The organism is Streptomyces thermocarboxydovorans (assembly GCF_039524635.1).
Classification (GTDB): Bacteria; Actinomycetota; Actinomycetes; order Streptomycetales; family Streptomycetaceae; genus Streptomyces; species Streptomyces thermocarboxydovorans.
Window position 1 is genome coordinate 31,339 of record NZ_BAAAGU010000009.1, and the last position, 18,863, is coordinate 50,201.

Consider the following 18,863-nt stretch of genomic DNA (forward strand, 5'->3'; position numbering starts at 1 on the left):
GTCGGTCAGAAGACGGTGCGGAGGAAAGTGCACTGGAAGCGCAGGTTGTGCCCGGTTTCGATGACGTAGCTCGCGGTGCGGATGGTGACGACGCCGTTGGTGTCGAGGATGAATCCGCCGTGTGCGAAGCCCGAGTCCCAGCAGGCGTTGACGATGGCGTGGGTGGGCCGCCAGCTCGTCGGGACCGTGGCCGCGACCACGTCGTTGATGTTGCCGTTGGTGGGGGTGAGGTTGGCGCCGGTGCGGGTCATGTAGAAGTCGATGCTGGTGACCCGGCCCTGGCGGACGCCGTTGAAGTAGTTGACGGACCAGCCGGCCGCAGCGGACAGGCCGGTGGTGCCGGTCACCAGGCTCGGCTCCGGCGTCACCCAGGCGGAGCCGTTGTACATCTCGATCCGGTTGGAGTCGAGGAGGTAAGTAACCATGCCCTCCTCGGGTGTGGGGATCGCCGCGCCGCGGGCGGACGCGGACGCGAACCGCATCACACCGCGGGGGATGACGCCGGCGGCCAGGTCGCTGATCGCCTTGGCCATGTCGGGGGCGTCGGTGAGGGAGATGAGGTTGATGCCCTGCCCGTAGGGGTCCTGGGTCGGCATGCCCTCTCCTTTCGTGTGCTCAGTCGGCGAGGGGGCCGAGGGCGATCCAGTTGCCGCTGGAGGACTGGGAGATGACGATCACGTCGTCGACCGCGGGGGCGGCGTAGGTGGCGAGGTGGCGGACTTCCATGTCGCCGTCGACTTCGATGAGGCCGTCGCCGGGGACGGCGGTGACGGTGGCAAGCCGCCAGTCGGAGCCGCGCACGGCCGGCGTCTGCTCCCCCGCCCGCTGCGCCGACCGTTTGAGCGCCGCCTTCAACTCGCGGTTGACGGAGAGGTTCGATCTCACGAGTCCTCCTTCGCCGAGATGGTGGCGAGCGGGAAGTCGCCGCCGATGTCGAGCGGCACGGAGAACGAGGCGATCTGGTGGAGTTCGCGGGTGCCGTCCTCGTGCGTGACGCGGATGACGTCCCCCGGCTCCAGCGCCGGGTTCGGCAGCGAGCTGATGTCGCCGCTGCTGTTCGGTGCCTTCGCCTCGGCGAGCTTCAGCCGGGCGGCCTTCTGGCAGGCGTTCGTCGTGGTCAGCGTGGACGAGCTGTAGAACATGGGCCGGCGCCCATACGGGCCCGACCAGTACGTCGGCGAGTTGGGGTCGTCGTCGACGGCCAGGTACTGCACAGGCGGGATGCCGTCGCTCGTGTTTTCTCCGCGGGCGAGGACGCCGTTGTAGACGCCGTCGCTGCTCATGGCGCGGCTGCCGGAGATGTACACGCCGCCCTCGGTGGCCTCCACCGCCCACACCGGATCCGTCTCGGTCAGCTCCGGCAGCGTGGAGATGACGAAGATGCCGTCGGCGTTGCAGTACACCTCGGCGCCAGCGGCGGCGGCGATCTCCCGGCAGCCCTCCCACGGGTCCGCCTCGACATCGAACCAGCGTGATCCGATGGGTTCGTCGTCGATGAGGGCCTGGATGTCGGCGCCGATGATGGTCCGCCGGATCAGCCCGGTGATCGCCGACACGACGGTGCCGGACGCCTGGTAGCGGGCGGTGAACTTGTCGTCCGCCACCCGCGCCGACAGGTCCTTGCCCTGCAAGGTGACCGGGCCTTCGGTGACGTCGCCGTCGACCGAGTCCAGCCGGAACACCCCCAGCGGCACAAGCTCCTGGCTGCCGTCGCCGTACTCGACACCGCGAGCCACGCGCAGGGTGGCGCCGTAGGTGGCGAGCTGGTCGGCCGGGGTGCGCGGGATGACCGTGGGGTCGGGCACGGTGATGGAGCAGGTGCGGCGGATCGCCTGCGAGCGGTCCACCGTCACGCTGCCGCCCGTGTGCTCGAGGTCGACGACCTCCCCCGTCGTCAAGTACAGCTGCACCTGCGTGACGGGGGTGTGGGACTCGGCGAGCCGGGCCAGGAAGCGGTCGGATACCGGGTACACGGCGTCACCCCCGGCGGTCGAGCAGCAGATCCTCGGCGGTGTCGTACACGTCCAGCAGGTCGCCGGCCGCGGCGAACTCGGTCAGTACGTCCTGCCAGGTGCGGCCCCCGCTGCCGTTGATGCCGGTGGTGACGGGCATGTCCTGCTCCACCAGCGGCAGCTGCCAGGCCCGCCACACCTCTTGGGCGAGCTGGGTGATACGGGATTCGGTGACCTGCCCGACCGACACGTACATGTCGTCGACGCCCATGCCCGGCGCGGCTTGCCACAGCAGGGTGTTGCCGGAGTCGAGCAGCAGGTGCAGGGCTGCGCGTTCCTCGTCGGAGCGGGTCCATATCTCCAGCTCCCCCTCCAGGCCCTGGCGCCTGCCGGAGAGGACGACCTTGTTGCGCCGTCCGCGCACCACGAACGCGGACTGTTCGACAGGCCGCTGCCAGTTCGGCGCCTTCTGCACCAGCACCTTGAGGTTGCGTTGCGGGTTGCCGGGGTCCTTCAGCCAGGCTTCGTTGAGGTCGGCGAGGGTGAGGGTGACGGTGTCCGAGGTGCGCGTGGAGCGGTTGCCGTTGGAGTCGTACTCCTCGATGCGGTACGACACGGGCACGCCCATCGGCGCCTCGTGGTCCTCGATGATGAGGAGGTCGGAGGTGATGGTCTGCCGGTCGATCAGCCCGGACTCGCCGCGCACCAGCGTGCGGGATCCGTCTGGCCCCACCCGGTAGATCGTGATCGTGTTGTCGATGGTGAGTTCGCGGAGGGTGAGCGTGATGTAGCCACGCTCGGAGTCCGCGACCACCGACGTGAGCGGCAGCACCTCCCACAGGGCGACCCGGTCGATATGCAGTACCGCGTTGGTGGTCGACGCGGTGGCCACGATCTCGATCGCTGCCTGCGTCGCCCCCGCCGGAGCGATCTGGTCGGACTGCAGGATGTACCAGGACGAGCCCGGCAGCAGAAACGCCGTGCCGGTGCTGGCGCCCAGGTCGGCGTCCTCGGCGTCGTACCAGCGGACACGGATCGTCGCCGTCGACCAGGTGCCCTCATCCGGGTGGGCGAGCGCCTGCGCCCTCCAGTTCAGGCCCTCCGTCACCGGATACTTGCCGGACTGGATCGTGGACTCGGTAGCCGTCGCCGAGCTGATGGCCAGCGCGTAGTTGCCGTCGAATCCGGAGTCGCCCCACGGGCTGGTGCGGGCGAGCGTCGCCACACCGGAGACGGTCGACCAGGCTGCGATGCCCTGCTCAAAGCTGGCGTCGGCGTAGGGGACGACGCTGCCGGACTGGATGACAGGCGCCGCGGTGATGACGACGGTCTCCAGCCGCAGCACCTGTCCCGCGCTCGCGCCGTCCAGGCCGGCCGCGAGCGTGCACGTGGCGGCGCCCGCCGGTGCGGTCGCCGACACGCGCTGCCGGTAGATGCCGGTCGCGGGCGTCGGCGGCGCCAGGACCGCCCTGGTCGCCTGCACCTGGTTGCCGACGCTGTCGAAGAAGCGGAGTTCGATCCAGGCGGTGGAGGCGACGGTGGGGGGCTGCACGTAGGCGTAGGCCAGATACTCCTGGCCGGGGGTGACCGCGGGCCGGTCCACCGCCTGAATGCTGGCGTTACCGGCGGCGGCCGCCGTCATGCACAGGGTGTGCCCGCCCGCGGTCCAGTTGGTGGCCGACCACGAGAACACCGGCACCTGGCGGGAGACGGTGGCGTTGGCGGCCGCCGCCCAGCCCGAGGTGTCCAACTCGGTGGACTCCGTGTTGAACGGCAGCAGATTGCCCAGCGTGCGGATCGGCAGGCCGAGGTAGACGTTCTCCCAGAAATGGTTCGCGGCCGGGGCGGCCTCGGTGCTGCCCAGCAGCACCTGTGCCTGCGCCGCCCCCGCCGGGGCGACCGCCGCCACCGACACCCGATGCCACGCCGTCGACGAGCCCGTCGTCGACACCGACCAGGAAATGGACACCTCGGTGCCCGCCCCGGTCAGCCAGCGGATACCGATCCGCTCCGACGCCACCCCCGACGCGTCCGCGAACGCGTAGTACAGGGTGCCGGCGGTGACGGGGTAGGAGGAGACGGTGCGGGCCTGCATCTCCCCCGCAGCCACCGACTTGACGACCAGGCAGCCGTCCCCGTTCCGGCCACCCGTCCCCTTCGATAGAGTGCAGTTGAGCTTGGCCGCCCAGCCCGAGATGTTCGGGTCGACCATCTCCGTCGTCGCGGAGAGCAGATTCCCGGGGATCGGCACGGAGACCTCCTCTCAGCCCGCGTTGAGTACCTGGATCAGCTCGCCCTGCGCGGCCTGGACGCGGCCGTCGGCGCGGGTGTCCACATAGGCGTGGAACTCGTGGCCGTCGACGACGAGGAGCAGACGGTCGCCCGGCTGCAGTCCGCCCCCGCTCGTGGCGGCGGCCTGCATGGTGCGCCACTGGGCGTTCGTCAGGACCGCCTCGGGCTTGCCGGTCAGGTTGACAGCCTTGGTGACACCCGGGGGCAGCCAGCCACCCGCGTCGTAGCCGCCCGCCCGGTCATACGCCCGCGGCAGGCTGCCGTACCGCGACAGCGCGTACCGCATCGACGAGTAGATGTTGGCGAGCGGGTCGATGGACACCCCGTACATGAACGGGCCCTTGCGCCGGTACTTCCCGGCGTAGGACCGGAACGTCGGCCCGATGACCTGCATCAGACCCACCGACGGGTGGCCGAGCTGCCAGTTGATGTCCCACTTGTTGACGGCCTTCGGGTTGCCGCCGGACTCCTGCTGCATGCGCCGCAGCGTCCGGTTGGCGTGGCCCGCAGACTGCCCGACCTCCCGCAATGCACGCAGCACCACGGGCCGCCACTGCTCGACGCCCGCGGACGGCGAGTACTTGACGGTCGGGGTGGCCCGCTTGTCGCCCTCCTTGCCGCCGGCCAGGAGCCGCTTCACGGCGCCCCGGGCGAGGTCCTTCATCAGGCCGACGAAGCCGGTGTTGCCGCCGGGAATCTTGCTGATCAGCGGGTTGATGACCGACTTCACTCCGGCCTTGATGGCGCCGCCGAAAGTGTCCTTCAGCCACTTGGCCCCGGCCTTGACCTTGTCCCAGCCCTTGCTGACCAGGTCGCCGATGCCGGAGAAGATGCCGCCGTCGGCGAACCCGAGCACGCTGCGGACGCCCTGCACGCCGCCGCGGCGGGCAGCGGCGTTCATGGCGTGCACGTACTCGGCGCCGACCGCGCGGGTCCACTCGGGCCGCATGATGGCCTCGCCGCCGGAGAGGGCGACGGGGCCGGCGACGGACGGCACGAGGTGCACGTCGCGGCCCGGCGTGTAGCCGGGCATGACACCGCCGGTGGCGAACTTCATCGGCTTGAGGTGCTTGCCACCGAAGGCGTCGGTGACGAGGTTCCACACCTTGCGGATGCCGTTGTTGTAGACGATGTCGACGACGTACTGGACGGGCTTCTTCGCGTAGCCGCGGATCTTGGCGAAGGCGTCGCGGATACGGGTGGCAGCCTGAGCGAACGCGTTGACCATCCGGTCGCGCAGGGACCGGCCCCATCCCGGGACGGTGACCGTGAAGAAGTTCTTGATCGGGTTGAGGACGTTCCGCTTGATCCAGTTCCACCGGTCGAGGAATCCTCGGCCCATGGACACGAAGGCGCCGACGATCCGGTCCCGCAGGTAGCGGCCCCATCCGGGGACGGTCTTGGTGAAGAAGTCCCGGATGGGATAGAGGGTCTTGCGCAGGATGTACAGCCACGCCCCGTAGATGTAGAACTGGATCTGCCGCCAGATGATCAGCGTGCGGTCCTTCAGTCCGGTGAAGGCGGCACTGAGCTTGGTGGTCACCCACCCCACCAGGCGGGCTATCACCGAAATGATCTTCGTGACCCAGCCGATCGTGGTGGAGATCGCGCCTGCCAGCTTGCCGATCAGGAACCCGGCGAACTGCAGCAGCGGAGGCAGCAGCCGCGACAGGATCACGACCGCCAGCCTCACACCGAGGATGATCAGCTGAGTGAGCGGCGGCACCAGCGGCAGCAGCGCGATCGCCAGCTGCACACCGGCCTGCACCAACTGCATGATCGACGGCAGGAGCTGGATCAGCACGCCGGCCGCAATCTTCAGCACCATGCCGATCAGCTGCGCGAACAGCGGCATCATCGGCGCGAACGCCTTCACCAGCTGCACCAGCGCCTCGGCGAGCGGCGGCAGGATCTGCGCCAGGCTGTCCGCGAGCAGGCCAACGAAGTCCCCCAAGATGGGGGCGATATCGGCGAGCACCGGTGCGAGCTGCGCCGCCACAGAGGCGATCAGCTCGCCGAGCGGGCCCATGATGCCGAGGACCGCCGTGGCGATCTGCACGAACGCGTCCGCGACCGTCGGCAGGATCGGCATCAGCGCCTCGAGGACCTCCTGCACCAGCTGCACCCCGACCGGGATGAGCGGCGCCAGCCCCTTGACGAGCTGCACGGCAGCATCCGCGAACCCGGTCAGCGACGGCAGCATCTGCAGCAGCGCGGCGCCGAGCATCTCCAGCGCCTGCCCGATGACCGGCAGCAGCGGCTGCATCGCCTCGAACACCGTCTCGACCAGCATGAGGCCGGCGTCGACGAGGGGAAGCAGCACCGGCATCAGCTGGGCGAGGGCCTGAGCGAACACCTCGGCCAGCATCTGCGCGACCTGCGCGAGCAATCCCATCAGCGGCTGCAGCATCGGCTGCAGCGCCTGGAACACGCCGGCGACCAGCCCGGCGATCTGCACCAGGGCAGGCGTCAGCGCCTGGATGACCAGGGTGAGCGGGCCGACCAGCAGGTTCACCAGCTGCGTCGCCACCGCGACGATCGGCTGCAGGGCAGGGGCCAGCGCCGAGATCACCTGGGCGATCAGGGCGGCGATGGGCTGCAGCAGCGGCATCACCGCGGCGACCATCTGCACCAGGGTTTCGCCGACCAGCACGAGGGCGGGGGCGAGCGCGTCGACGATCGGCAGCAGCGCCTGCCCGATGACGGTCGCCAGCTGCGACAGCAGCGGACCGACCGCGGTGGCGAGCTGAGCGATCGGCTGTGCGATCGCCGCCAGCAGCGGAACAGCAGCCTGCACGACCGCCCCGATGATGGGGACGAGCGAGTTGACGATCTGCGCGATCGACGCGAACAGGGCCCGCATCGTGGCCTGCATCTCGTCGGTCGCCAGCACACGGCGCAGCTCGCCGAACACGGCGGCGAGCGATCCGAGGATGGACGCCCCCGCATCGGAGGCGGCCTTCATGACCTGGTTGACCGTGCCGAGAACGTTCGCCAGCAGCGTCCCGAACTGGGAGATCACCTCGAACGCGCTGTTGATGGACTGCTGCAGGCCACCCGATTCGAAGCCCTTGGCGATGCCGTCCGTGAAACTGGTGATGGCGCCGGCCATCTGCTTCGAAAGGGCGTTGAAGGCAGGCTGGGCGGCCACCGCCAGCTGCCCGAACGCCGTGACCAGACGGCCCGGCACCTGCTCGAATGCGCGGAAGTTCTCCGTGGCCCCGGCGAGGATCTGCTCGAGCTGCCCGCTCCGCGCCATCTCGGTGACCGCGTTCGCGGCACTCTTGGCCATGGCGTTCCACACGCCGGCGGTGGCGGTCAGCTGCCGCTGCAGCACCGGGATCGTGGCCCGGCCCAGCGTGGTGACCGTGTCGTCCAGGCCCCGGAATAGCTCGTTCTGCACGCTCAGCTTGAGGTTGTCCCACGCCGGCGCCAGCCCCTGCACCGCGCGCACAAAGCTCTGTGCGTTGGGGGCGAGTTCGGCCATCGCCTCGCCGAACTGGCTGGTCTGCGCCGCGGCGGCAGCCTGCGCGTCCGCCACCGCGGCAGCGGCCTCCGCCACAGCCCGCTCGGCGTCCTCGACCTGCCGGGCGCCGTCACGGCGGGCCTTGGCGACATCGGCCTGCGCCTCGGCCAGGGCCTCCTGCGCGTCGGCGACATCCCGGGCGGTCTCCACACCGGTACGGCGGGCCTCCTCCTGCGCGCGGGCCAGTGCCCGCTCACGGTCGGCGACCGTCTCGTTCGCCGACTTGATGCGCTCGCGGGCGCGCAGCATCTGCTGCGAGCCCTCCACGCCGGCTTTGTTGGCCTTCGCCGTGTCGGTCTCGAGCCGCTTGGTCTCCTCGCGCTGCTCCTTCAGGTTGAGCTTGGCCCGCTCGTGCGCGATCCGCAGACGCTCCAGCTGCTCGAACGTCGTACCCGGCGTCACCTGCGCGGCGCGCAGTTCACGCTCGGCCTGCTTCAGGCGCAGGACGGCCTCACGCTCGTCGAGGCGCCCCTCGGCGAGCCGCTGGTTCATGTCCTGCAGGGCACGCGTCGCCTCCTGGCGGGCGTCCGTCAGCGAGGCCTGCGCCTCACGGGCATCCCGCTGGGCGTCCCGCAGGTCCCGCTCGGCATCCCGCACAGCCCGCTGGGCGTCCCGCTGCCTGCGCGCCGAGTCATCCACGACCCGCGCCAGGTTCTCCTCGGCGTCCGCGACGGCCTTCTGGGCGTCCCGGATCCGCTCGGCGGCCTGCACCCGCGCGTCCGCCAGGTTGCGCTGGGCGTTGGCCAGGCCGCGCTGCGCCGACTCCACCGCGCGGGTGGCGTTGGCCGCCGCCTGGGCGTCGGACTTCATCGCCTTCGTGTCGAACGCGGCCTTCAGCGCCTCGCCGACACCGGACAGGCCGATCTTCAGTGCGCCCGCGGCCGCGCCCGCGGTGGCCAGAGCAGGGGCGAGCGCCGCCGCGCCCGCGGCAGCGGAAGCCAGGTTGGCGCCGATCGCCACACCGGCCAGGGCGCCGATGCCGCGCATGCCCGCACCGAACGCCTTAGAGAAAGCGCCCGCCCCGGCCTTGCCCGCGCTGGATGCGCGGGAGGTCACGGAGCGGGACCAGTCCCCCTCGAACTCCGGCCGGATGGAGACATAGCCCCGGCCGACGAGCACACCGCCAGCAGCCACCGCGCACCCCCATCACTGGTTCGCGGCGGGCCTCCCGAACACGGCCGCCAGCTGCTTGGCCCCGGAGCCGTGACGGCCACCGAAGCGGATGACGTTGCTCTTCTTCGCGGGCTCCACACCCGGCCGCGGGATCGGGTCCGGTGGTTTGAGCCGGCCCGTCTTCTTCGGGTCGCCGTGCAGCTTCAGCTGCAGGAAAGAGTTCTCGCGGACGGCGTCCACGACGCTCGCCAGCAGCTGCGGCACCAGCGTCCACGCGTCCTCTTCGGGCGTGGACTTGCGCACCGCCCGCGCGGTCGCGGAGTCGGTGGGCAGGTGCTTGAGGAAGACGCGCAGCTCACGCCACGACATCTGTCCGCGGTACAGCTCCAGCAGCGACCGGCCGGGCCAGTAGTGGGCGATGTCCCACTCGACAGCCTCCGCGTATTCCTCTAGGAAGCGGCGGAGGCCGGCGATTCCCCCGGCTCCACGCCGGAGCGCTTCTGCCACTCCAGCGCGATCAGTTCCAGGTCACCGAACGTGAACCCGGCCTTGTACATCTCCTGCACCTTGTCGCGGCCCAGGAGCTCCTTGAGGATCTCGACGGTGTTGTCGAGGTCGCCGACGCGTTCCTGCAGCTCGAACGGGAGCGCCTTGATCGGCGGCAGGGTGAATTCGACGTCGAACAGGTTGAAGGTGGTGGGCTTCGGCAGGGCGTCGCGGCGTGCCTTGGCGAGCGCGTTGAGGTCGACGACTTCGGTGCCGGTGGTCTTGCTGGTCATGCTGCTCTCCTTGCGGGTGGTAGCGGGTTGGGGCCCGGCAGGCGCGACCCGCATGGCACGCCTGCCGGGAGATTCGGTCAGGACTCGGGCGCCCACGCCGGGTCGTTGGACAGCCACACGGCGATCTCCGGTGCGGTGTCGGCGTAGGCCGACACCGTCATCGGCAGCGCCACCGCACCCGAGCGGGCCAGGGTGATCGAGTCGCGGTTGGTGACCTCGCCGCGGGCGATGATCAGCCGGTTCTTGATGTCGCCGTCGGCCCACTCCAGGCCGATGGCGCGCTCGTCCGGCGTCGGTGCCGCGGGGATCGCCAGCTTGTTCACGCCGGTGGTCACCTCGGTCATCGACGACGACGGGAAGTACAGGGTCACCGTCGATGTCTTCAGCTCGATCGCGGTGAACCCGAGCGTCATGTCGACACCGGTCAGCACCTTGCGGACCGGGGAGAGGGACTGCCAGGCGTTGATGTCCTCGGTCTCCGTCGAGTAGCTCATCTCGACGCCGTCGTCGGACAGGTAGCCCAGATCCACCCACCCGGCAGGCCAGGCGGTGTCCAGGTCGGTCGGGGCGGTCGTGCCCTTGGGGGCGATGTAGATGGAGCCGCCAAGGCCCACACGCACGTTGTCGGCGTCGTTCGCCATCGGGTTGCCTCCAGGCATAGCGAGGACCCGCACGGCCAGACGCCGCCGGGTGAAATGGGCAGAAACGGGATGCGGGTTGGGTACAGCTACGCGGGGCGGACCACCATGCTCATCACGAGCACGTAGCGGGGGATGTTGGTGACCGGGTCGGGCAGCCAGATCAGGCTGGTCTCCTCCACCCCGTAGATGCGGGCTCCGGGCCGGACCGTGCCCTGCGCGGCGATCAGATGCGCCGACACGAGAGCGGCAAGGTCTCGGGCCTCGCCCTTGCTGGCGGCCAGGACGTCGATGTCCAGGCCGCGGGTCGCGGTGACGGTCTTGATGCCGGTTCCCCCGCTGGGTCCGAGGCTGACGGCCACCACCGGAAGGTGCTGCGCCAGGTTCTCCGGCCATTCACTGCCGACCGTCACCTCGTCGTCGAGCGCCTCCGCCAGGAGTTCGAGGGCAACCTGCTCGACGTCCGGCATCGGTACGACAGGCAGGGTCATCGCCGCTTGCGGCCCGTCTCGGCAACGGCGGGCGCCGGGCGCTCGGCGACCGGGGCGGAATGCGCCGGGGGCTGCTGCGGCGCTGGTGCGGGCGCCGGCTCTTCGACCGGGGCCTGGACGACCGCGGCGACCACCCCGTCCTTGCGGAGCGCCTTCAGCAGCACCTCGTCCACATCGATCTCGTCGCCCGGCTTGTGGTCGCCGTACCAGCTCGACAGCTTGATCCGGGGCATGTGTCAGCTCCTCATCGCTTCCAGCGTGCGGCCCAGGACCCGCCACTTCGGTGAATGGCCCTCCTGGGGGCGCTCCTGCGAGGTGTACGGGCGGCCGGTGCCGAACTCGACCTGCACCGCATAGGCGACGTTCGCGGCGATCTCGCCGCGCCAGCCGAAGCTGTTGCGGACGACCGTCGCCTCCAGAGACCGCTTGTAGTCCTGGGAGCGGATCTCGTTGCCCCACGTCGGGCCGCTGTAGGTCGGGGCCAGCGCTTCAGCGATGGCCTTGCCCCGGTTGGCCAGCGACAGCATGTAGGCGGCCATCTGCTGGCTGGAGGCGATCTGCCGGAAGACGCTGCGGTCGAACGTGACACGGGTGCGGGCCATCAGTCGACCTCCTTCAGCCGGGCTTCGACGTGGTGGACGCCGGGACCGAACGGGTCGGGCCAGCGGCCCACCTTGCCGTCGACCTCGAGCGTCATGCCGTCGAACTCGATGCGGTCGGTTTCCAGCAAATCCAGGTCGACGCCCTCGGCGGTCTGCAGGTTCCACGTCGTGGTGGTGGTCTGCCGGTCCGCAGTGTCCTCTTCGGACCGGACCGGGACACCGGCCGGCTGGATGTTCACGCCGGTCACCGTGGTCCGTGCCGCGTTGGCCCAGTCACGCTTTGCGTTGTTGTAGCGGTCGGTGACGAGCGGGGCGCGCACCCGCACGAACGACTGGTGGAACATCAGGCTCACGGGGCATCCCCCTGGTTGAGCCGGTAGCGTTCCACGACCGTCGTCCACTGGGCGGTGACCCCGATCGACGCCTGCGCGCCGAACGCGACGGACTGGCCGCCCACCGTCATCGAGGTCAGGCCGGGCCGCACCGTGTACTGGGCGCGCGCCTGGTCCAGGACGACCTCGCTGATGTCCTCCGGCACCGGCTCGTAGCCGTGGCTCCACACGATCTCGATGCAGCGCAGCCGGCAGGGCCAGCAGCCGCCGACCCTGCGCAGGAAACCGTCCGCGGACCACTCGTAGTCGGTGCGGTAGGTCAGCGCCTCGCCGTCCAGTTCGACAGACGTCACAGCCGTGACCGGGGCGGCGGGCAGCGGAAGCGCCTCCATGCCGTTGCCGTCCAGCACGGTCGTGTCGTCGGCCACGAACGAAACCGGGTGGCGGACGGCGCCCCGGAAGCGGCTGGAGGCCGCGGCCAGGGCCTGGAGAAGCTTCGGGTCGGTGTCAGGTACGCCCAGCCACGCCGCCAGGTCTCCCGGGCCGGCGAGGTAGTCAGTCGTCGCCACCGTTCGTACCGCCGTCCTTGTTGGCCGCGGCACGGCTCTTGTTCCGGGGGGTCCTGGCCTTCGCCGGTGCCTTCTGCGGCTCGGTGTCGGTCTGGGGCTCCGTCGTCTCGGCCGACGCTTCCGGGGCGCTCTTCTCGGGCTCCGGCTCCTTGAGGACGCCGAGCCTGCGGGCGTCGTCCTCGTTGAGCTTCATGGTGGTCACGGCCCCGGAGGGCATGGTCACCTCGTACTTCTTCAGCGGTCCGCCCACGGCGGCCACCTCCATTCGTTCATCGACGGGAGTGGAGTCCGGGGCCGCACCGCATACGGCGTGATCGGCGCCGCACATGGGGCATCGGCCCCGGACTGTCCGTGAGTTGACCAGCACTACGAGGCCAGCTGTCCCGACGCTCGCATCGCTGTCAGCAGCGCGTTGAGCTTGGTGCGCAGTGCGTTGACGTCGTCGAGAAGAGCGTCGTACTCCGCCTTCGTCGGAGTCGACCCCTCAGCCGGCTCCGCCGTGGCGGCAGCCGCGTTGGGCACGGCCGCCGTCTGCTTGCCCTCGCGGGCTGCTCCCGCTCCCGGGTTCAGGTACGCCATGTCGGGCCTCCGATCAGGCGGTCAGGTCGATCTCGACGAACGCGTTCGGCTGGATGACACCGAAGGCGGCCCGCATCTCGGCGAGGATCGCGACCATGTTGCGGATGAAGAAGTTGGCGTGGCTGTCGGACACGGTGATCGATGCCTGCTCGCGGTCCCACAGCACCGCCTTGGAGAAGTCGCCGACGTAGCCGGTGCCCGCGGGGACGGCCTCGGTCTCGATGACCGGCAGACCCCACAGCGACGCCGCCGTACCCAGGCCCTGCGGGCCGCCGAAGTAGTAGCGGCCCTCGTTGTCCTGCAGGAGATCGATGGTCTCCAGGTCGGCCGGGTTCAGCAGGTACGCGTTCGGCACCGCGCGCCCGTTCAGCCGCACCTTGGTGCGGGCCTTGCGGGTGGTGGTGAGCAGGTCGGTGTCGAAGGACTGCGACTGCACGCCCGAGACGTTCGACAGGCCCTCCAGGTTCTCCCCGGTGCCGTCACCGGAGATCATCTGATCTTCGAGCTCCTCCTCCAGGCCGTACCGGAGGAAGGCGTCGATCAGGCTGCGCACCTGGGAGGCGTCGGACAGGGCCCGCTTGGTGATCGGGATCCAGTGGGCGATCGTCCGCACCGGGGTGGTGACCTTCGCCCAGGCCAGCGCGCTCTCCGGCTTCACGCCGTTCGCGGTGGTCATGTTCTCCGGGTCCGCGGTGGTCGTGGACTCCGGGACCGCAGCAGCGTTGTTCGTCTGCGACGTCTGCCGCACGTACTCGATGGTGTCCGACGTGGTCGTCAGAGTGGTCACCACGTCCCGCAGCCGCAGAGGACGCTGGAACGCGGTCGCGCCGACCTGCAGGCCGCGCATGTCGTTGGTGACGAACGCGCCGCCGGAGGTGTCGGAGGAGCCCGTCACGAGCGTCTTGTAGCCGACCGGCCGCGACTGCACGCGGTGGTCCTTGCCGAACACGCCGTTCGGGGCGGTCGCCAGCAGGCCCTGGTACTCGGCCGACTTGACGAACGACTCACCCAGCGAGGCCTTCCCGTCCGGCACGATCAGCCCGGAAGGAGTGCGGCGCTCGCCGGCCGACTTCTCCTCCAGCTCTACGCCCTCGCCCAGGTCGGCGAGGGCCTGCTTCATCGTGGCGGTCGCCTTGGCCTTCTCCAGGCCCTCCTTGGCGGCCTTCGCCTGGTTCATGTGATCGGTGACCTGGCTGCGCTCGGCGTCGGTGAAGTCGCGGGCCTCTTCCTCGGCCTTCACCGCGATGGCCTGCGCCTGCGCCAGGTGGTGCTTGAGCTGGTCCTTCAGCTCCTGGATCTTGTCCACGTCTCTCCTCAATCCGTGAGCGTGTCAGCCTCGGCCGCCAGGGCGGCGAGGTCGGTGTGCAGACGGAGCGAGGCGGGGCTCGGCCCGGCGGGCTGCGCCTTGGCCTCAGGGGCTTCCTGGGGCGAGGCGTCAGCGGGCGGGGCAGGCGTGGCCTTCTCAGCGTCCTGCGATTCGTCGGCGCTGGAAGGAAGCGAGTCCAGCAGCTCGGTAGCCAGGCGCGCGATGTCACGCACCCGCTGCTCGTTCTTCGCCGACAGCGTCCTGCCGGCCTTCAGGCCCTCCAGGGCCTCCTGAACCTTGGCCAGGTCCGGGAACGTCTCTGCGGCCTGCCGGCTCTTCACATCGATCAGCTCGGTGGCCTGGTTGGCTCCGATCAGGGTCGGGCCCACCTCGTACAGCTTCAGCTTGCGCAGCTCGTAGTAGCCGTCGCCGTCCTTCTCGTCCACCCACGAGCCCTCTTCGACGTCGTAGGCGAACGAGAACTGGGTGACACGGCGGCCCTTGAGGAGCTTGTACACCTGGGCGGCCTTCGTGCCGGGCTCGGTGTCGATGCGGGCCTTCACCCACAGCCCCTCGGGCCGCTCCTCCGCCTCGAGCACCTCACCGATGTGGTACTCGGGGTCGTGGGACATGTGCGACCACAGCACCGGGATGGGGTCGCCGCGGCCCTTCCACTCGGCCAGGGTCGCCTCGAACGCACCGGGGACGATCTTGTCGCCGACGCTGTCGACGTTGTAGGCAGCAACGATGGCTTCGAACACGCCCTCGTCGGTGCCCTCGTGGGTGCCCGCGGCCTTGATCCGCACCGGGCAGCTCTTGATCCGCATGGTCACTCCGAATTCGAGTACGTCAGCAGGCAGCGGCAGTTCGCCGTCTCGGCCGCGTCACCTTGTCCATCACCGGGCCAGCGCAGCCCGTTGGAGAACGCCCCGCCCAGCGGGACCTTCTCCCCGTTCATCGCGGCGTGCTGCGAGCGGGGATTCGCGCTCGTGGTCACCCACTGCTTGAACCCCACACCCGACGCCTCCGCCGCGTCGTGCCCGCCGAAAGAACGGGCTTCGGTGGCGGCCGTCTCCGACCGGGTCAGAGCCGACGCCACCCAACTCGCCGCAGCCAGCGCCAGACCGGCCGCCAGGCCGCCCTCCTCCACCGGAGGCGGTGCCGCAGCGGCCTCCACGACGGCCGTCTCGCCCGCCCCGTCGTGGAGCTCCGCATGATGCAGAGCCGCCGCCGCCAGCCAGGCGTCCATCACCTCGGCCGACCAGCCCTCGGCACGCGGGTTGAACTCCTCCAGCACATCCCACGCGCCCAGCTGCGCCATCCGCACCATGTGCCGCTCGATCAGCGCCTGCAGCTGCGCCACCCGCACATCCCGATCCCGCGCCCACCACTCGGGCACACCGTCGGGGTCCTCGGGCGGCCCGGCCAGCAGATCATCCGCGTGCCGCTGGGTCAGCGCCTGCAGCTCGGCCGCGAACCGCCGCCGTTCAGCGTCCGCGTCATCCAGTCCTTCGGGCCGCCCCGCCTTCACCAGGACCAGGCGGCCCTGCGCTTTTGGGACAGCCCCCGGGGCCAGTTCGCCGGCGGTGTCCGTCGGCGACGCCAGCCCGCCCACCAGAACATTCAGCGGCGTGATCAGGTCGTTGCCGCCGTCGATCTGCGGCAGATTCATCCGAGCCCGCGCCTCGTTCCGCGTCAGCCACGGCGCGCCGACCGCCGTCTGCAGCTGCTGCGCCTGCTCCTCAAAGCTCCCCCGCAGCTTCTCCTGCAGGTTGAACTCGACGTACACGCCGTCGGAGTCCGGCAGATCCGGGATCAGCTGAAGACCGATCTCCTCCTGGATCATCTGCAGCCACGGCCCCAGCGTGTCCTGGTACAACTGCTGATGCTGCTCCTTGATGTTGGAGAACGTCGCATGGTCGAGGATCCCGACCATCGGCAGCGGAATGTGATACGCCGCCGCGACCTCCTCCCGCGTCAGCTTGCGGGCCTCGATGTACTGAGCCTTCGCCGGATCGATCGCCAGCTGCTCGTACTCCATGCCGTCCTCGAGGATCGGCGTCCCGCCGCCCCGGGTGTACGAGCGCCACCCCTCCTTGAACCGGTTCCGAGCCACCGGATCCCACTTCGGAGCGTCCGCCGGCCGCTTCAGCACACCCGACAACCGGCCCCCGTTGCGCCACATCTGCTCGCGCGCCCGGTTCGCCTCGAACTCCTCCGCCAGAAGACTCCGTAGCGAGTCGATCGGCGACGAACCCGTGCGCAGATCCACCGGGTCATAGCCGTGAAAATGCACCACCTGATCCGGGCGCAGCCTCAAATCACCCCGCGAACCATGGACGACGAACTCCTCCGGCTCCAGCCAGTTGTCGCCCTCGATCGTCATCCGGGTCGGCGGCACCGGGATCACCCCGACCACCCCGCCACGGTCCATACGGACCTTCACCCAGTACGCCGTGTCGTAGATCGCAATGTCCGACACCAGCCGCTCGATCAGCCGGTACCGGGTCAGCCGAGCCCCCGGCGCGGCCAGGATCCGCGGCAGCGGGTGATCCGTCAGCCGCTCCCGGTCCGTGTCCGACACCCTGCGATAGGCGTGCAGCCCCAACTGGGCGATATTGCGGGCCAGGAAACTCACCACAGTGCGGATCTGCGGCTGAACCCGATACAGGTGCGCGTACTCGCGGTACACACCGTCCGCGAGCTGCACCCACGCGGCCGGAGCCGTCATCGGAGCAACCGACACCGCCGACAGGCGGCCCTGGGAGACGACGAACGCCACGTCAGCCTCCCGTCGCCTGGATGAACTCCACACGGGACCGCTCCACGATGACCTCACCGTCCATCGGCGTGTCCGCGGCCCCGTGCTGCATCAGCGTCACGTCCCGCAGCACCAGCAGCGGACCCCGCTTCGCCCACAGCACCCCCGCGAACGCCTTGTCCGCGAGATTCACCACCACCCGCCTGCGCACCACAGTCCTGCGCCACGGAAACCAGCCCCACACGACGGCCACCCCCTCACACGACCTCCAGGCCGCCGTCCTCGTAGGCACTCCGCACCGGCTGCTCACGCGTCATCGCCTCAGACAACGCGGTGATCAGAGCCGCCACGGCGTCGATCTTGTCTCCGGCCTTGTCCTTCGCCGGCTTCACATTCCCCGCCGGGTCCATCGCCACAGCGAAGTTGTCCACCTGCCAGCGCACACACGCATTCCCGCCGTGCCGCAGCAGCGGCCGCTCCGCCGTGCCCGCCAGCAGCAGACGCTGCAACTCCTTCGTCGGCGGCGACATCGTCGCGAAACCCTGCCGCACCTTCACCATCGGAGCACCCAGCTCCATCAGGTCGTTCGTCAGCTGCGACGCATTCCACGGGTCGTAGCCCAGCGACCGCACATCGAACGCGTCCATGTCCCGCTCGATCTGCGCCTTGATGAAGTCGTAATCGACCACATTGCCCGGAGTCAGATGCAGCAGGCCCTGACGCACCCACACCGACGCCTCACCGGCCGTGCGCTTGTCCAGGTCCTTCAGCCGCTCCTCCGGCGTCCACACCCGCCACACCGCATCGAACCCGCCGCGCTCGTCATCGGGGAACAGCCAGCACAGCGACGTCAGGTCCGACGTCGCCGACAGGTCCAGCCCGCCATACGCCTCACGGCCGGCCAGCCGCTGCTCGTCCACCATCGACGCGTTGCGGTCCCAGTCCTCCAGCTGCAGGTACTTCGTCTCCTGCTTCGTCCGCAGGCCCAGATGCAGCCGCAGGAACTTCGCCAGGTCCGCAGGAGACTGCCTCGCCTCCGCCGCCGCACCGCGCAGATACGCCGCCGACGGAGACACCCCATAGCCAGGGTTCGCGGCCCGCCACGTGTCCTCCGAGAACGGGTCCGCGTCCGGGTCCGCACCCCACACCACACCGTAGGTGTCCGGGTCCGTCAGCGCGCCCCGCGCCAGCTGCTCCACATAGCCGCGCTTGCGGTCGTAGATCGAGCCCTGACGCGAGTCGTCCGCCGTCGTGATCGTCACCACCAGCGGCTGGCGGCGCGAACCCGTGCCCGTCTCGACCGTCTCCACCAGGTCCGGCGTCTTGTGCACGTGCAGCTCATCAATGATCGCCCCGTGCACGTTCGCGCCGTGCATCGCCTCCGCGATGCTCGACACCACCGTGAAGTAGCTACCCGACGCCGGATGCGTGATCTTCTTCGTGAACGCCTTGACGTTGCCCTTCAACGCCGGCGCCCGCTCCGCGATCTGCCGGATCGGGTCGAACGTGAACCGCGCCTGCCGCTCATTCGTCGCCACCGCGTACACCTGCGCGCCCGCCTCGCCGTCCCCCGCCATCAGATAGACGGCGATACCGCCCGACAAGGTCGTCTTGCCGTTACGGCGCGGAACCTCCACGTACAGCTTGCGCACGATCCGCACATAGCCCTCGGCCTCGTCGTCCCAGCGGACGTAACCGAACACCGGAGCCAGGATGTACGCCACCTGCCACGGATCCGGATCCAGCGGCTTACCCGCCCACTTGCCCTGCGTGTGCCTCAGCAGATGGAACGCCCGCAGCACCCGGTCCACACGCTCCGGGTCGAACACCGCGCCCGGAGCCTCCCGCGGCGACGGCGTCTGAAACCGCGGCGGGCAGTCCGGCAACGGGATGCCCCGCTCCTCCATGTACCAGGCCACCTCG

The 18,863-nt window shown here is 69.8% G+C and carries 20 protein-coding genes; all 20 read right to left on the minus strand.

The features are described from left to right. Nucleotides 1-5: 5 nt before the first annotated feature. The 20 genes from ABD198_RS05850 to ABD198_RS05945 all read right to left on the minus strand — a co-directional run bounded on the left by ABD198_RS05850 (nt 6) and on the right by ABD198_RS05945 (nt 18,859). On the minus strand, nt 6-596 hold the full coding sequence (locus ABD198_RS05850) for a hypothetical protein (protein ID WP_343998289.1): 591 nt from the start codon (nt 594-596) through the stop codon (nt 6-8). Nucleotides 597-615: 19 nt separating this feature from the next. Then, nucleotides 616-885: a hypothetical protein gene (locus ABD198_RS05855; protein ID WP_343998290.1), complete on the minus strand. Its 270-nt coding sequence runs from the start codon at nt 883-885 to the stop codon at nt 616-618. Next, on the minus strand, nt 882-1,973 hold the full coding sequence (locus tag ABD198_RS05860; protein ID WP_343998291.1) for a DUF5047 domain-containing protein: 1,092 nt from the start codon (nt 1,971-1,973) through the stop codon (nt 882-884). The genes ABD198_RS05855 and ABD198_RS05860 overlap by 4 nt, the downstream gene beginning before the upstream one ends. 4 nt (nt 1,974-1,977) lie before the next feature. Then, nucleotides 1,978-4,203 carry a hypothetical protein gene (locus ABD198_RS05865; protein ID WP_343998292.1) on the minus strand — a complete coding sequence of 742 codons (2,226 nt, stop codon included), beginning with the start codon at nt 4,201-4,203 and terminating at the stop codon, nt 1,978-1,980. Between the two features lie 12 nt (nt 4,204-4,215). After that, entirely contained in the window at nt 4,216-8,904 is a 4,689-nt protein-coding gene (locus ABD198_RS05870) for a transglycosylase SLT domain-containing protein (RefSeq protein ID WP_343998293.1), read from the minus strand. 12 nt (nt 8,905-8,916) lie between these two features. After that, nucleotides 8,917-9,390, minus strand: coding sequence for a hypothetical protein (locus ABD198_RS05875; protein WP_343998294.1), 474 nt, complete (start codon nt 9,388-9,390; stop codon nt 8,917-8,919). Further along, nucleotides 9,333-9,662, minus strand: a complete 330-nt coding sequence (locus tag ABD198_RS05880) for a hypothetical protein (protein WP_343998295.1) — start codon at nt 9,660-9,662, stop codon at nt 9,333-9,335. The genes ABD198_RS05875 and ABD198_RS05880 overlap by 58 nt, the downstream gene beginning before the upstream one ends. Before the next feature lie 77 nt (nt 9,663-9,739). Next, on the minus strand, nt 9,740-10,303 hold the full coding sequence (locus tag ABD198_RS05885; RefSeq protein WP_343998296.1) for a phage tail tube protein: 564 nt from the start codon (nt 10,301-10,303) through the stop codon (nt 9,740-9,742). Between the two features lie 86 nt (nt 10,304-10,389). Further along, nucleotides 10,390-10,791 (minus strand): hypothetical protein, encoded by a 402-nt coding sequence (locus ABD198_RS05890; protein WP_343998297.1) that lies wholly within the window; start codon nt 10,789-10,791, stop codon nt 10,390-10,392. After that, the gene (locus tag ABD198_RS05895) at nt 10,788-11,024 is read right to left on the minus strand and encodes a hypothetical protein (RefSeq protein WP_343998298.1); all 237 of its coding nucleotides are present in this window, start codon (nt 11,022-11,024) and stop codon (nt 10,788-10,790) included. Before ABD198_RS05895 ends, ABD198_RS05890 begins: the two co-directional genes overlap by 4 nt. A gap of 3 nt (nt 11,025-11,027) precedes the next feature. Continuing rightward, on the minus strand, nt 11,028-11,393 hold the full coding sequence (locus ABD198_RS05900) for a hypothetical protein (RefSeq protein WP_343998299.1): 366 nt from the start codon (nt 11,391-11,393) through the stop codon (nt 11,028-11,030). After that, complete coding sequence (locus ABD198_RS05905) at nt 11,393-11,746, minus strand: hypothetical protein (protein WP_343998300.1); 354 nt, start codon at nt 11,744-11,746, stop codon at nt 11,393-11,395. Before ABD198_RS05905 ends, ABD198_RS05900 begins: the two co-directional genes overlap by 1 nt. Next, nucleotides 11,743-12,294: a mobile element protein gene (locus tag ABD198_RS05910; protein WP_343998301.1), complete on the minus strand. Its 552-nt coding sequence runs from the start codon at nt 12,292-12,294 to the stop codon at nt 11,743-11,745. The genes ABD198_RS05905 and ABD198_RS05910 overlap by 4 nt, the downstream gene beginning before the upstream one ends. Next, the gene (locus ABD198_RS05915) at nt 12,281-12,544 is read right to left on the minus strand and encodes a hypothetical protein (RefSeq protein WP_343998302.1); all 264 of its coding nucleotides are present in this window, start codon (nt 12,542-12,544) and stop codon (nt 12,281-12,283) included. Before ABD198_RS05915 ends, ABD198_RS05910 begins: the two co-directional genes overlap by 14 nt. A 116-nt stretch (nt 12,545-12,660) precedes the next feature. Then, a complete protein-coding gene (locus tag ABD198_RS05920) occupies nt 12,661-12,873 on the minus strand; it encodes a hypothetical protein (protein ID WP_343998303.1) in 213 nt (70 codons plus the stop codon). A gap of 13 nt (nt 12,874-12,886) precedes the next feature. After that, on the minus strand, nt 12,887-14,179 hold the full coding sequence (locus ABD198_RS05925) for a phage major capsid protein (protein ID WP_343998304.1): 1,293 nt from the start codon (nt 14,177-14,179) through the stop codon (nt 12,887-12,889). Between the two features lie 8 nt (nt 14,180-14,187). Continuing rightward, on the minus strand, nt 14,188-15,006 hold the full coding sequence (locus ABD198_RS05930) for an HK97 family phage prohead protease (RefSeq protein ID WP_343998305.1): 819 nt from the start codon (nt 15,004-15,006) through the stop codon (nt 14,188-14,190). 2 nt (nt 15,007-15,008) lie between these two features. Beyond that, nucleotides 15,009-16,961, minus strand: a complete 1,953-nt coding sequence (locus tag ABD198_RS05935; protein ID WP_343998306.1) for a phage portal protein — start codon at nt 16,959-16,961, stop codon at nt 15,009-15,011. 1 nt (nt 16,962) lies between these two features. Beyond that, nucleotides 16,963-17,193, minus strand: coding sequence for a hypothetical protein (locus ABD198_RS05940; protein ID WP_343998307.1), 231 nt, complete (start codon nt 17,191-17,193; stop codon nt 16,963-16,965). 4 nt (nt 17,194-17,197) lie between these two features. Next, nucleotides 17,198-18,859, minus strand: coding sequence for a terminase large subunit (locus ABD198_RS05945; protein ID WP_343998308.1), 1,662 nt, complete (start codon nt 18,857-18,859; stop codon nt 17,198-17,200). Between the last annotated feature and the right edge of the window lie 4 nt (nt 18,860-18,863).